Source organism: Ureibacillus sp. FSL K6-3587, assembly GCF_038593165.1.
In the GTDB taxonomy this organism is placed as follows: Bacteria; Bacillota; Bacilli; order Bacillales_A; family Planococcaceae; genus Ureibacillus; species Ureibacillus suwonensis.
Map to the genome: position 1 here is coordinate 1,451,336 of NZ_CP151969.1, position 13,194 is coordinate 1,464,529.

Below are 13,194 nucleotides of genomic sequence, written 5' to 3' on the forward strand. Positions count from 1 at the left end.
AGGATTTTTGCATGTTAACGACCTTTAATGCCAAGCTGCAAAAATTGATGCCCGTTTTGACCCCTTTAAGTCTTGTCATAGGGGTTTTTTTAGATGAAATTGGTGGGCATTTGCGGTTCCTCGTTCCTTGGATTTTTGCGGTGATGACCTTTGCAGGAAGCATCAGCATCAATTTTCAAGGCTTGCGAAGTGTCAGGAAACATCCGAAATTTATTTTGTTGACAATTGCTTTTTTGCATATTCTCATGCCGATTTGGGCGTACATATTATCCATACTTGTATTTGATGATCATTTACTGACGGTCGGTTTTATTTTGTCCGTAGCCGTTCCAACGGGTGTGACCAGTTTTATTTGGGTCAGCATCTGCAATGGAAATAAACCGCTGGGACTGTCCATTATCTTAATCGATACGCTCCTCTCCCCGATTGTCTTCCCGCTTCTTTCCAAAATAGCAGTGGGGCGGAAAGTGATGATTGATACCACATCCATCATGTTGGATTTAATTTGGATGGTGGTGCTTCCATCCATTCTCGGTATGCTTGTGAATGAATGGGGAAAAGCGGATTTTGTATCGAAGCTGAACAGAGTGTTTGCACCGATGCAGAAATTAAGCATTTTTCTCATTGTGTTTATCAATAGCAGTGTGATTGCGCCATATATAAAAAATATATCTTGGGAAATTATGGATATCATTTTGTTGGTTTTAGTCGTCTCTTTATCCGGTTATAGTTTCTGTATTTTAATAGGGCATTTCTTATGGCGGAAAATGGACTTGATCACGACCTTTGTTTTTACAGGAGGCATGCGGAATATCGCTGTCGGTGTGGTTGTGGCAAGCACCTATTTCCCGGCGAGATCGGTTCTTCCTGTGGTGTTCGGCATGCTGTTTCAACAAGTATTGGCATCCCAATTCGGTAAAATCCTTGAAAAATATCAGCAAAAATTTAATTTGGAATATTAATGCAAAAACTGTTCAAAGGAGATCTTTGGACAGTTTTTTTTATTTATTGGTAGATGAATGGTATAAAAACTAATTAATGAACCACATTAAAAGTAAATGTTATAAGTGGGAGTATATGTATGAGACGTTTTTACCGAAAAGTGCCGAAGAAAAGTTCAACCAATGCAAATTCCGCAAACAAGCGAAATGAAATGTTGCAGCAATTCTCCGGACAGAACGAAAACTTGGGCGGATCAAACAACCAATCCAATATGAGTGGAAGCACAGAAAATGATCAAAAATTAAGTTCCAGTGTTCAACATATAATGGATGCCCAAGAGGGGAATCCGGAAAATCAAAAGGAAAGTCAAAACAATGGACAACCAATAACGGATCAACAAAACCGGCAGATTCAATCAAATACTCAAAATAATCAAAACCAACCATTGGTTTCTTTTAGCCAGACGAATAATCAGCATGTCCAACTTCAGCCTGACAACCCTCAAGGCAATCAGAACCGTGAAGGGGGTCAGGCAAATCAAGCAGATCAAACTAATCAAGCAGTTCAAATCAATCAAGACAATCAATTCAATCAAAACAATCAAGCAAATCAAAATAATCAAAGCAACCAACCAAATCAAGCCAACCAATTGAATCAGGGCAATGGACAGGGCAACCAACCAAATCAAGCCAATCAATCGAATCAAGGCGATGGACAGGGAAGCCAATCGAATCAAAACAACCAAGCCCAAGACATGCAAAACAGTCAAAGCCAACAGCCAAATCATCAAAAACCGATGCCAAACACGGATCAAAATGTATCCGCTCAAATCAGTGTACTGATTTATAAAAAGCTGGAGGACAATATTGAATACATTAAAAAAATCTTGGGAAATCCGTATGATTTAGTTGTCCGGGAATTAAGATTGGAACTTTTCGAAGACGATCCGACTCCAGACCAACAAACATCCACCAATACACAGCTGTTTATGGATGAAAAGAATGAGCAAACAGTTTCAAAAATCCAATGCAGCATCCTTTATATCAGTGGTCTGGCAAACTCAAAAATCGTGGATGACAACATATTAAGAACGCTGCAAGAGAAGGCCAGGGACAAACAGTTTAAGGAGAACCCACTTGAGCAAATCAATCAGGAAGTTATTGCAATCACAAATACAAAAAAAATCAACACTTTTCAACAAGTGATTGATGCCCTCTTATGTGGAAGTTCCATTTTCATGATTGAAGGGGAAAAGATGGCCCTTGAGATGGGAACGGCCGGGGCTGAAAAGCGTTCCCTCGAGGAATCACAGTCAGAAACGGTTATCCGTGGATCCCGAATATCATTCATTGAAGATATCGATACAAACATTTCGCTGCTAAGAAGGGAATTAAAAGATCCGAATCTCCGCATCGAAAGTTATGAAATAGGAAGACGATCCAATCAAAGAGTGGCCGTTTGTTATGTGGAAGGAATCACCAATCCGGATATTTTGGATGAAGTCAAGAGGAGACTCAAAACAATAGACATAGATTTTGTTCCGGATTCGGGAATCGTTGAACAATGGATAGAAGATAGTTCCTTATCCCCTTTCCCGCAAGTGCTCGATTCGGAAAGACCCGATCGGGTGAGTTACAATCTTATGCAGGGGAAAGTGGTCATTTTTTTGGATGGAAGTCCCTTTGCCATAGTGACACCCATTACGGTGGGAGATGCTTTTTTAACAGTGGAAGATTTCAGCCAGCGATGGATTGTTGCATCTTCCATGAGATTGTTAAGATTTTTTTCAGTATTGATCGCCTTATTTTTGCCTGGGCTTTATGTGGCATTGACCTCTTTTCATCCGGGCATGCTTCCTACCCAATTAATCTTGGCGATCACAGCCGCAAGGGAAGGGGTGCCGTTTCCGGCCCTCATCGAAGTGCTTTTGATGGCCGTCACCTTTGAAATATTGCAAGAAGCAGGGATCCGGCTTCCGAAACCGATCGGCCAGACCGTCGGCATCGTTGGAGGGGTGGTCATCGGCGATGTTGCAGTCAGTGCGGGGATTGTCGGTCCGGCATTGGTGATTATTACATCCCTTACCGCCATGAGTTCCTTTACGATTCCGAACTACAGCACGTCCATCAGTTTCCGTATTTTAAGATTCATTTTTGTTATTGCGGCATCCATTTTAGGACTATATGGAATTATTCTTGTTTTCATTATGCTCTGCATTCATGTCGTCAATCTAAAAAGTATGGGCATTCCATACTCAGCGCCGATTGCTCCATATTTCCTTGACAGTTTAAATAACCTTGTTATCCGCACACCTATTACGACACTCAAAAGACGTCCGCCATATTCGGAGCCATTGGATTTGCAAAAAGTGAACAGTGGGGGTCAAAGGCAATGAATCGATCGCCCGATACGGTAGGAATCATTATCGACCGGGATCTTTTCATTTCTATCATAACCAATATTATTGGAGTGTTGACACTGACCTTTCCAAGGGTGATTGCACAAGATACGTCCGGCTCGGATGGCTGGATTTCCATCTTGATGGGTGGTCTGATTGCCAGCCTTTTTGCCTGGATTGTTTCGAAAATTGCCATTTCCTTTCCGAATCAATCCTTTTATTCCTACGCTTCCTTCCTGCTTTCCAAGCCGGTTGCTTTTGTGATTACATTTATTTTTTCACTGCTGTTTACTGCGGTTTCCGCATTTAATGTAAGTGAAATCGTCTTCCTTTCCCATCAATACTTGTTTGACCGGACTCCCGAGGAAATCATTGCACTTACATTTTTGCTTGTTGTCGTCTATGCGGTGTCCGGTTCCCAGGCCGCCATTTTCCGTTTGAATATTCTTTTTTTCCCGATTTTACTTGTCGGGTTGTTATTGGTCATTTTTCTGCCAATCAGTATTGTGCAATTGAAAGAATTGTTTCCCATCTTCCAAACGGATTTTACGGGATATATAAAATCGACCGGTACAAGCACCATTTGTTTTTTAGGTTTTATCATCAACTTTTTTTATATCGCTCTTGTGAAAAATCCGAAAAAAATTCCAAAATTGTCTGTCATGGCGGTTTCGATTTCCACTTTTTGTTATCTCATTATTTTTCTTGTTTGCATATCCGTTTTTGGAAATGTCACAACAGGCAATTTGTTTTATCCGACATTTGATTTGTCGAGAACGGTTGAAATTCCCGGCGGTTTTTTCGACCGTTTTGACGCGATTTTATTTGTGTTTTGGACAATCATTTTTTTTACATCTGCAATGATGGGCTTTGATACTGCCGTGATGGCCCTCCGGATGCTTTTTCGTAGATTGAAAAAAATGACCGCCATCTTGATCCTGTCGCCCATCATTTTCTATATCAGCATGTTGCCAAAAAGTTATTTGGAATTAATTTATTATAACAAAGGTCTTGGCTATTTTACGTTGTTCTATTTGATCATTGTAACGATTTTATTGGGTGTGGCATTTAAAATCAAAGGTGGGAAGTCCGGTGGGGAATAGAGCTCCGGTATGGATTTTCATCATTTCAGCAATCCTTTTATCCGGTTGTTGGGATCAAATTGAAATTGAACAACGGGCATTCATATCGGTAGTGGCGATTGATGCCACGGATAATCCGGGGGAAGTCAAATTTACAGAACAACTGGTGAACCCTGAGAATATTTCCACCATAGCGGCTGGCGGCGGGCAAGGGAAACCCTTCAGAAATCTTTCAGGCACTGGAAGGTCCCTTTTTGAAATCAATCAGGAAATTGCGAAAAAGACCAGCCGGGTGTTGGATACAACCCATTTAGACGCCATTATTTTTTCTGAAGAAATCATGAAACAACCCGGTGCGTTTAAAGATTATTTTGATCTGTTTTTCCGTTCCAAAACCATGCGGAGGGGAATCAAGATTGCCGTTTCCAGCGGAGATGCGTGGGAATTGTTGGAGGTTGAGGCGGAACACGAGAAAATACCGGGCGAATACATTATCGAACTGCTGGAAAATAAAGAGGATTTGAATGTGGTGGATTTAATCAGAATCGGGGATATTGATGAAAAGCTTTATTCAAAAATGAGTTTTCCGATGGCACAAATCAAAAAGAAGAGTGACAGGGAGATTGACTATAGTGAAATAGCCATTTATAACGGCCCTCAGGAGCGGATGATCGGCACGTTGAAGGATGATGAAGCAAAAGGGTTGAGTTTTATTCGGGGAATGAAAAACAATGGCGCAATAACAGGAACATTGGATAATGAAGAAATTACGGTTGAAATAGGAAGTATTAAAAGTAAATTTACTCTTGTAAATCCGGATCCGAAACAAATGAAGTTTGCCCTGGATATAAAAATGACCGCGAGTCTTGCTGAACAGGCCGGATGGAACGATTTTTTCAAACGTGAAGTATTGACGGAATTGGAACGTGCTTCAAAGAGAAAAGTGGAAGAAATGGTGAAGAGCGCAATCAAACGTCTACAGGAAGACTTCCGAACAGATGCGATGGGGTTGGGTGAATACTTACATCATTACCATCCAAAAATATGGAAAAAAATTGAAGGGGATTGGGAGGAAGGAGCAAATTATTTCTCCAATAGCGAAATTAATCTTAATGTGAAGCTCACAATTGCGGAACCGGGAAGTATTAACCGGACAACTACTCCAAGAGGTGAGTGAGATGGACTTTATTGTTAAATTGGTGCCGGATATGCCTACGATTTTGGGCATGATTGCGGCTTTCATTGTTCCACTGTTGGTTTACAAAGTCAACGAGAAAATCCATCAGAAGATAGACCCTCCTTGGAAACAGGAAGACCGTCAAAAAATTAAAAATCAACAATCGTGAAAATCGTCGAAACTGAAAGAAAAGGTGTATCCCATGATTTACTACATCGGTATTACAAAGGAAGGCCATTTGGAAAAAGGGGATTCCTTAAATCAGATCCTCTTTTCAGGTTTCAAATGGTTTTGGGTGGATTTCAGCGAACCGACGGAAGAAGAAATCCGGTATTTATCAGACACGTTTCATTTTCATCCTTTGGCGATTGAGGATTGTGTGCAGGACCTTCAAAGACCGAAGCTGGATTATTTTAACCATTATACGTTTTTTATAACCCATACCCTTCGTGAAGAGAATGGTGAACTGATTAAGGAAGAGCTGGATTTTTTTGTAGGGGAAACGTTCATTGTCACTTTTCATAAACAACCTTCAGTGGAGGTGATCAAAGTATGGAATGAATTGATTGCGGCAACTTCCGTACAACAATGGGATCCCTATTACGTTTTTTACGAAATATTAGATAAAATTGTCGATAATTATTTTCCCATTGTTTACAAAATAGAGGATGAACTTGCAAAGATCATTATGCAGCAAACGGGTATCCAGCCGATGAACGACTTGATGGAAACAAGAAATATGTTGCTAAAATTGTTGCATTCCGTGAACCCGATGAGGGATTTGCTATATCGCATGTTGAATTCCCATCATTTAAACCTGAATCAGATTGATGAAAGGAGAGAATATTTTTCCAATATCCATGACCATCTATTAAAATTGTCGGAAATGGTCATGTCCAATCGTGAAGTGACGGCGGATATCCGGGACAGCTATATATCATTGAACGCCCATCAAACCAACAATGTCATGAAGGTGCTTACGATTATCACCTCCATTTTTGCCCCATTAACATTCATTGCCGGAATCTATGGAATGAACTTTCGAAACATACCTGAATTGTCCTGGAAGTATGGTTATTTTGCGACCCTTTTCGTCATGTTTCTCATTGGTGCATCAATGCTTTTGTGGTTCAAAAGAAAAGGCTGGTTTTAATCATTTGATTCTCATTCCGATAATAATGAACACAATGCCTGCGAAGAGAAAGAGCATTTTCAAGAAAGAGATTTGCCCGGAAAGTCCGCTGATGCCGATGCCGGTAGTCACAATCAAGATCGTCGGACCAACCAACGCCAACATGGAATTGATCATCAGGGCTTTTTCCAAGTCATTGAATTTCCACATGAGGGTCGCTGCGGATAATTCGATGCTGCCGGATAAAAATCTTAATAACACCATGTAGAGCAATGCACTTTCCAATCCTTCATCCTTCCGCTGTTTCTTGGAACATGATATGCTTGTCCATGAAAAAATATTAATGGTTTGGTGAGTCAATTGATTAAATTATCTTCTTTGGATGAAGCGAATTCATTTATTGAACAAAATCCGCTTGCTTTTCTTTTTATCTCAAGAACGGATTGTGGGGTTTGCCATGCGCTGCTTCCGCAAGTGGAGAAGCTGTTGGAAAGCGATCACCGCATTGCTTTGGGATCTATCGATGCGGAAGAGGTGAAGGAAATCGCGGGCCGTTTTTCGGTCTTTTCGGTTCCGGCATTATTGTTCTTTGTGGAAGGAAAGGAATATTTCCGGGAAGCCGGAATTGTGCATATGGACTTGTTGAAAGAGAAAATCGGCAAAATTTCCAGGCTGTATGAGGGATAAGAAAAAGGAGGCGTTCTGAACGGACGTCTCCTTTTCATCATTATAATTCGTTTACTAGTGCGTGTAATGTTTCTTTTAACTCTTCGTCATGTTCTGAAAGTTGAATTAGGTTTGCAAGGCGTTCTTTTAAAATATGGCGTTCAATAATTTGTTTTTCGTCAAGAACGCTCACAAATAGTTTAATAATTAAACTGTCTAGAATTTTTAACGCTTCTTCTTTGCGTTCAGGTACAATTTTTGCATCTGTTCTTAAAGCTTTACTACCCATATTTCATTCCCCCTAAAAGTTTTCCTATGTTCCATAGTACCATAATATTATATATTTTTGGATATTGAAATACAGACGTGAAATGGAATTTTTTATTCAAAGAGGAGGGATTATAAAAATTTTTCCCTTTTTAAAGGATTTTAAAAGATGTATTTAGAATATATATTTAAGGAAAGGGGATGAGTGAAGTGAGAGGAATCATTCACAATAAAAAAAGAGAAATTTCTGTCGAAGATGCATATGATTTTTTAAGAAAGGCGAAAGTGGCCCATGTGGCAACGGTGGGCGAAGATGGCTATCCTTACGTGATTCCATTTGTTTTTGTCTATGAAGAGGGAACAAAATTATATTTGCATATAGGAAATTTGAGAGAAAGCCATTTTTGGGAAAATATTAAAAAGAATCCGCGGATTTGTATTGAAGTGTGCGAGATGGGAGAAATCGTTCCAGGAAAAAAATATGCCTGCCAATCGGCTTTGGCATATATAAGCGTCGTCGTGTTTGGAAAGATTCATCGCATTGAAGATGAGCAAAAGAAAGAATGGTTTTATGATTGTCTTTGGAAAAAATATGGAGACCCAAATTGGCAATTTGAAAATGGCGGATATCCTATATTGCCAAAGACGGAGGTATTCGAAGTGGAGATTGAGGACATCACAGGGAAATTGAGCGATGCCATCAGCCATTAAAAAAATGGGCGACTTAATTTGTTAAGTCGCTTTTCTATTTTGTCTATTACTCAATATCCCCGCATTGTTTCGCCAATTCTTGCAGTTTGTTTTTCATGTATTCCCCGATCCGTTTTTGACCGCTTGAAAAATCTTCGCCTTCCTGAAAAGCGATGGGCTCATCCGAAATAATGAGCCGATTGTTTTTGCTGACGTATAACGGCACAAAATGAACATGTTTGCCTGTTTCTTTAAAATAATATTTTTCGATAAAAAGATAGCCTTCATACATATCCTTCGCTTCATTGGAAGTGTTCGTATAGTCGATTGTTGGATAAATGGCGATGCTTTCCCCTCTTTTTAACGCTTCCACCGATAAGCGGAAAGTCTCCAGAATTTTTCTTGACTCCCTGTATACAGGTATCCCTTTCCCGGATTTTAAAAGGGCTGAAATAATAAACGAAACGGGATATGCGCAAATTTTAGCGATAGTCCGATTCATGCCAAACCGTTTTGTAAAGGTATAATCCACATATTGCCGAAAGCACATTTTCCGGTCAAGAAATACATGCAGAATCCAGGTTCTCAAACTCTTTGGAAACCATAAATAAATAACAAAAGGATTGAAAAGGTTTTGATGATGGGAAATGTACACAACAGGATCTTTTACTTTTTCATGGATTTGGACGCGATAGGAAGGATATATTTTTCGGACGATCCATTGGGACAACAGGAAGAACTTGCCGTAAATATTAGACATGCTCTTCACCTTCGTTCAGCTTTTTATTGGCGACGCTTCCGGAAATGATGATTGAAAAGATTTTTAATGAGTCTTTGAACGGATGGTAATAGGAGCTTTTATTCTTGTTGATGTAAATGGTTTGAATCGGAATTTGACGGATTGGGATTTTTCTTTTGGCAGCCGCAATCAGCATGTTCATTTCATATTCATACCTTTCCCCCTCCAAAGAAAGAAGGAAAGGAAGCATTTTGATCGGAATGCCTCTAAGGCCTGTTTGTGTATCTTGAAGTTTGATTTTAAATAATAATTGGAATAAAAAACTTGTAATTTTATTGCCTGCATAGCTTCTGGCAGGGACGTGATTCTGGTCGAAATCCCGGACACCGAGGAGAATTCCGTTCTGAACATCGGCCATTTTTTTGGCGATGTTGATTACATCCTCGACGGAATGTTGACCATCCGCGTCAGCAGTTATCACTCCATGCACATTTCGGTTTTTCAGGATGTATTCGAAGGCGGTTTTTAATGCACGTCCTTTTCCTTTGTTCCTTTCATGTGTCAGCACTGTGCAATTTTGGATCAGTTGAATTTGATGGAAAATGGGTTTGCAGCTTTCCATGCTTCCGTCATTAACAACCACAATTTCCGTAACATTAAAATTTAATAATTCGTAAATATAGTCGATCAATTCACGAGTCGGATTCAAGGCAGGAATGATAACGCAGACTTTGTTCATAGCGTCCCTTCCTTTCTCAACTTTTAAGTCGGCCTTACAATAGATTGATAGTATTATAGCATAAAACAGACAATTTGAAATATTTTGAATTTATGGGAATGATGAAATCGATGCCGAAGAATCTTTTATTCATATATATTCAAAAATAGAAATTTCATTACAGTCGGGAAGGTATTTAAATATATACTATTTTAATAAAATTTTATTTTCCCTTAAGAAAACATTTTTATGTTCATTTTTCACAATTGATATAGCATAAAATTATGATGAAAACAGTCAATTCCTATGAGGTTTATTTTCTATCAAGTTGGATTCCGTTATCGAGGGTGATATTGTGGAGAAGGATTTGAAGATTCTTCTTTTGACGGGGAGCTATGGGAACGGCCATTTAAAAGTTTCAAATACTTTAAAAAAAACGTTTTCCAAAATGGGAAAGAACGATGTAATAGAATCGGATCTTTACCATGTCTCCCATCCGTTATTGACGAGAGCTTCAAAATATTTATATATAAAAAGTTTCAATTACGGGAAAAAACTATATGGATTAATTTATTACGGAGGAAGCAGAAACAAAAGGTTTTTCGATATAAAATTCCTGAACTATTATGGAATGAGAAAACTGAAGGGGATGGTGGAGGATGTACAGCCGGATGTGATCATTAACACCTTTCCCATGCCGGTTGTGCCAGAATTGAAAAGAAGAACAGGAATTCAAATTCCCATTGTTCATGTCATTACAGATTTCCGGGCCCATAAAAATTGGGTTCACGATTCCGTTGACCGATATTATGTTGCCACGGAAGAGCTGAAAGAAAATTTGGTAAGCGTTGGCATTCACGTCAACAAAATAAAAGTGTCAGGCATTCCGATCGATCCCCGGTTTGAACAGCCGGTGGATCGGAAACGGTTGTTGGCTTCTTATGGCTTGGAAGCTGAAAAACCTGTCATTTTAATTGCGACAGGGGCTTATGGAGTTTTAAAAGATATGGAAGGCGTCATGAAAAAAATATTGGACCATGGCGAGTATCAAATACTGGTCATTTGCGGAAAGAATGAGGTTTTAAAAAAGCAGTTATTGGATGAATTTTCGCGAAGTCCCAATGTCCGGATATTTGGATTTACAAACCATATGGATGAAATGATGAAAATGGCGACGGTGATGATTTCAAAGCCGGGCGGTATTACGTTGAGCGAAGCGCTTGCCGTTCAAGTGCCGATGTTGCTTTATCGGCCTGTACCCGGCCAGGAGTTGGAAAATGCGAATTATTTTCAATCGAAGGGTGCGGCAATTGTCGCAAATGATCCGGATGAATTGGTTGAACATGCGGTCCGGTTGGCCACGGACGAAGAGCGACGTAACAGAATAATGAAAAACATGAAAAAGATACATTTCCCCAATGCCGCGGAGGTTATTTATGAAGATGTCATGGCTCTGATTGAAAGTAAACATCAAATTATAAGCTAAAAGGAGGTTCGGCAAATGGAGCCTCCTTTTATGCACAAATGATTAAACCATTTTTAATAATGCTTCTTCTCCGATCATGCCTTTGAAAATCCCCAATTTTTCCGCCTCGGTTGTAACGGATTCCAAAGGGGCTTTTAACAATTCGTCAATCGTCCGAACCCCAACCGCACGACCGGCGATGATTTTTCTGTCTGCAAGGCGGGTGTTCAATAATTGTACATCAAGCGCTCCGCACATAATGTATCCAATTTCATTGGAAATCGTTAATAAAGTTGTTTTCGGCAAATGGACAGTGATGGCGGTATACATATGTCCCTGCAATTCAATCGGTTCAATGGAAATCAATCACATCGCTCCTTTCTTTAATAAAATATGGAGCGATGGAAAAAATGTTCTGATAAAGTGCGGGATTTTCCTTTTATTCAAAGTGTGCTTCGAAAAAATGAAAATATAAGGTAAGCATAACTGCCGACGAATATTTCATACTAAGAATACTTTCACAAAACAATCGACCATGATGAAAGAGGTGATTGCCGATGGCTGGTAAAGATGCTTTTCCGAAACTCAGAAACCAAAGCTTGAAACCGAAGTATCAAAAATCGCTGATTAATGGTCAAACGGAAATATCGCTTCATAACCAATTATTGAGAACCGATGCGAAGGCAAGACAATACTAACTCATCATGGCGATTCAGTGAAAGGGCCCGGAACTCAGTTTCCGGGTTTTAAAATTTTAAAAAAATGATTTTTCGTGTATAAATTTTTTTTAAAAAGTCATAATAAATAATGATTTCACAAGACAAAGCGACATGAACAACAGGAGGGATTTCCGATGGACAAAATCACTGAGAATTTTGACTCTGATACTCCACCGAAACTCAAAATGGTGAAGTAAAAGTCCATTGTTCAAGCGCAAATTTGAATATGGATCAAGCACCTTTGAGTTGATTGTTTCATGTCGTAATTTGTGAAATCCGGACCCGGAACTTAGCTTCCGGGTTCTGTTATTTTTTGAATAACGAAACAAATGGAAAACGTCCGCAATTTGACAAATAAATTCCGCACAAATATCCACCTTTTCCATAATCTTTTCTCTAATCCTCAACAACCTGATTTCCACCTCTTTTATTTCCAATGGATTTGAAAATACGACTTAAGACTGAATAGAATTTATTTCTTTAGTCGGTTTATAGGTTGATGCGTTGTCTTTAGAATGGGGGTATATTACAAAGGAGAAAGTCGATATGGAGAAAGTGTATTTATTGTTTACTGATACGGGAACACTTTTTACGAGAATTATCAAACTTTATACGAGAAAAAATTATAATCATGCCTCCATCGCTTTTGATTCGGATTTTCAGGAAGTGTACAGTTTTGGGAGAAAAAATCCCAATAATCCATTTATCGGCGGGTTTGTAAAAGAAGATTTGCGGAATAAACTTTTTTTAAGGAGCAGAGGGGCGATTTACAGTTTTTGGGCAACCGATGAACAAGTTCTTCGCATGAAAGAAATCATAAAAGCCATTGAAACGAATCAACAAAATTATAAATACAATCTGACCGGGCTTATTACATACACGTTCAATAAACCCTCTTATCGGAAAAATGCATATTTCTGCTCGCAATTTGTTGCCCACGTATTAAAAGAAGGGGCAAATTTCAATTTCCGGAAACCCGTTTCCCTTGTATCCCCCCATGATTTGCAATGTTTATCCAATTTACAATTGGAATATGAAGGTCCGTTATTCCATTTGGTGATGAACAAAAAGAGATTGGGCAAGCTCTATCGTTACAATGTCGGATAAAGAATGAAAACTTTGGGAAATGTTGCACCTTTGAATGAAATAGAAAACATGGAGCAAAATAAACAACATAGCAAACGAATGGTTTGAGAGGT

At 39.2% G+C, this 13,194-nt stretch carries 16 protein-coding genes; 11 read left to right on the top strand and 5 right to left on the bottom strand.

Annotated elements, in window-relative coordinates; translation table 11 throughout:
* The first annotated feature begins 11 nt into the window (after positions 1-11).
* From NSS77_RS07130 to corA, 6 genes are all read left to right on the top strand, one after another.
* On the top strand, positions 12-962 hold the full coding sequence (locus NSS77_RS07130; protein WP_342470973.1) for a bile acid:sodium symporter family protein: 951 nt from the start codon (positions 12-14) through the stop codon (positions 960-962).
* A 119-nt stretch (positions 963-1,081) separates the two neighbouring features.
* Positions 1,082-3,337 carry a spore germination protein gene (locus NSS77_RS07135; protein WP_342470974.1) on the top strand — a complete coding sequence of 752 codons (2,256 nt, stop codon included), beginning with the start codon at positions 1,082-1,084 and terminating at the stop codon, positions 3,335-3,337.
* Entirely contained in the window at positions 3,334-4,443 is a 1,110-nt protein-coding gene (locus NSS77_RS07140; protein WP_342470975.1) for an endospore germination permease, read from the top strand. The genes NSS77_RS07135 and NSS77_RS07140 overlap by 4 nt, the downstream gene beginning before the upstream one ends.
* The gene (locus tag NSS77_RS07145) at positions 4,433-5,599 is read left to right on the top strand and encodes a Ger(x)C family spore germination protein (RefSeq protein WP_342470976.1); all 1,167 of its coding nucleotides are present in this window, start codon (positions 4,433-4,435) and stop codon (positions 5,597-5,599) included. Before NSS77_RS07140 ends, NSS77_RS07145 begins: the two co-directional genes overlap by 11 nt.
* A gap of 1 nt (position 5,600) precedes the next feature.
* Entirely contained in the window at positions 5,601-5,768 is a 168-nt protein-coding gene (locus tag NSS77_RS07150) for a hypothetical protein (RefSeq protein WP_342470977.1), read from the top strand.
* Positions 5,769-5,801: 33 nt separating this feature from the next.
* A complete protein-coding gene (gene corA, locus NSS77_RS07155) occupies positions 5,802-6,752 on the top strand; it encodes a magnesium/cobalt transporter CorA (protein WP_342470978.1) in 951 nt (316 codons plus the stop codon).
* On the opposite strand, the gene NSS77_RS07160 is transcribed toward corA, so the two are convergent.
* Positions 6,753-7,016: a YqhV family protein gene (locus tag NSS77_RS07160; RefSeq protein WP_342470979.1), complete on the bottom strand. Its 264-nt coding sequence runs from the start codon at positions 7,014-7,016 to the stop codon at positions 6,753-6,755.
* Positions 7,017-7,082: 66 nt separating this feature from the next.
* Between NSS77_RS07160 and NSS77_RS07165 the strand changes: the two genes are divergently transcribed.
* The gene (locus tag NSS77_RS07165; protein WP_342470980.1) at positions 7,083-7,418 is read left to right on the top strand and encodes a thioredoxin family protein; all 336 of its coding nucleotides are present in this window, start codon (positions 7,083-7,085) and stop codon (positions 7,416-7,418) included.
* A gap of 40 nt (positions 7,419-7,458) precedes the next feature.
* Here the strand turns inward: NSS77_RS07165 and NSS77_RS07170 are convergent, their stop codons facing one another.
* Entirely contained in the window at positions 7,459-7,686 is a 228-nt protein-coding gene (locus NSS77_RS07170; RefSeq protein WP_342470981.1) for a phosphate-starvation-inducible protein PsiE, read from the bottom strand.
* Positions 7,687-7,865: 179 nt separating this feature from the next.
* On the opposite strand from NSS77_RS07170, the gene NSS77_RS07175 reads away from it, so the two are divergent.
* Positions 7,866-8,375 (top strand): pyridoxamine 5'-phosphate oxidase family protein, encoded by a 510-nt coding sequence (locus tag NSS77_RS07175; RefSeq protein ID WP_342470982.1) that lies wholly within the window; start codon positions 7,866-7,868, stop codon positions 8,373-8,375.
* Positions 8,376-8,421: 46 nt separating this feature from the next.
* Here NSS77_RS07175 and NSS77_RS07180 read toward each other — a convergent pair whose 3' ends face one another.
* Both NSS77_RS07180 and NSS77_RS07185 read right to left on the bottom strand, forming a co-directional pair.
* On the bottom strand, positions 8,422-9,114 hold the full coding sequence (locus NSS77_RS07180) for a glycerol acyltransferase (RefSeq protein WP_342470983.1): 693 nt from the start codon (positions 9,112-9,114) through the stop codon (positions 8,422-8,424).
* Complete coding sequence (locus tag NSS77_RS07185; RefSeq protein ID WP_342470984.1) at positions 9,107-9,832, bottom strand: glycosyltransferase family 2 protein; 726 nt, start codon at positions 9,830-9,832, stop codon at positions 9,107-9,109. The genes NSS77_RS07180 and NSS77_RS07185 overlap by 8 nt, the downstream gene beginning before the upstream one ends.
* Positions 9,833-10,166: 334 nt before the next feature.
* On the opposite strand from NSS77_RS07185, the gene NSS77_RS07190 reads away from it, so the two are divergent.
* A complete protein-coding gene (locus NSS77_RS07190) occupies positions 10,167-11,297 on the top strand; it encodes a glycosyltransferase (RefSeq protein WP_342470985.1) in 1,131 nt (376 codons plus the stop codon).
* Between the two features lie 42 nt (positions 11,298-11,339).
* Here NSS77_RS07190 and NSS77_RS07195 read toward each other — a convergent pair whose 3' ends face one another.
* Positions 11,340-11,642 carry a DUF1805 domain-containing protein gene (locus NSS77_RS07195; RefSeq protein WP_342470986.1) on the bottom strand — a complete coding sequence of 101 codons (303 nt, stop codon included), beginning with the start codon at positions 11,640-11,642 and terminating at the stop codon, positions 11,340-11,342.
* A gap of 191 nt (positions 11,643-11,833) precedes the next feature.
* Here NSS77_RS07195 and NSS77_RS07200 point away from each other — a divergent pair, with 191 nt between their 5' ends.
* Together NSS77_RS07200 and NSS77_RS07205 are read left to right on the top strand one after the other, a co-directional pair.
* Positions 11,834-11,974 carry a YpzG family protein gene (locus tag NSS77_RS07200; RefSeq protein WP_342470987.1) on the top strand — a complete coding sequence of 47 codons (141 nt, stop codon included), beginning with the start codon at positions 11,834-11,836 and terminating at the stop codon, positions 11,972-11,974.
* 525 nt (positions 11,975-12,499) lie between these two features.
* Positions 12,500-13,102 (top strand): hypothetical protein, encoded by a 603-nt coding sequence (locus NSS77_RS07205; RefSeq protein ID WP_342470988.1) that lies wholly within the window; start codon positions 12,500-12,502, stop codon positions 13,100-13,102.
* The last annotated feature ends 92 nt before the right edge of the window (positions 13,103-13,194 follow it).

Excerpts from the sequence above, each read along its gene's own strand:
- NSS77_RS07130 (WP_342470973.1), top strand. The coding sequence starts at position 12 with ATGTTAACGACCTTTAATGCCAAGCTGCAAAAATTGATGCCCGTTTTG.
- NSS77_RS07135 (WP_342470974.1), top strand. The coding sequence starts at position 1,082 with ATGAGACGTTTTTACCGAAAAGTGCCGAAGAAAAGTTCAACCAATGCA.
- NSS77_RS07140 (WP_342470975.1), top strand. The coding sequence starts at position 3,334 with ATGAATCGATCGCCCGATACGGTAGGAATCATTATCGACCGGGATCTT.
- NSS77_RS07150 (WP_342470977.1), top strand. The coding sequence starts at position 5,601 with ATGGACTTTATTGTTAAATTGGTGCCGGATATGCCTACGATTTTGGGC.
- corA (WP_342470978.1), top strand. The coding sequence starts at position 5,802 with ATGATTTACTACATCGGTATTACAAAGGAAGGCCATTTGGAAAAAGGG.
- NSS77_RS07170 (WP_342470981.1), bottom strand. The coding sequence starts at position 7,686 with ATGGGTAGTAAAGCTTTAAGAACAGATGCAAAAATTGTACCTGAACGC.
- NSS77_RS07175 (WP_342470982.1), top strand. The coding sequence starts at position 7,866 with ATGAGTGAAGTGAGAGGAATCATTCACAATAAAAAAAGAGAAATTTCT.
- NSS77_RS07180 (WP_342470983.1), bottom strand. The coding sequence starts at position 9,114 with ATGTCTAATATTTACGGCAAGTTCTTCCTGTTGTCCCAATGGATCGTC.
- NSS77_RS07185 (WP_342470984.1), bottom strand. The coding sequence starts at position 9,832 with ATGAACAAAGTCTGCGTTATCATTCCTGCCTTGAATCCGACTCGTGAA.
- NSS77_RS07200 (WP_342470987.1), top strand. The coding sequence starts at position 11,834 with ATGGCTGGTAAAGATGCTTTTCCGAAACTCAGAAACCAAAGCTTGAAA.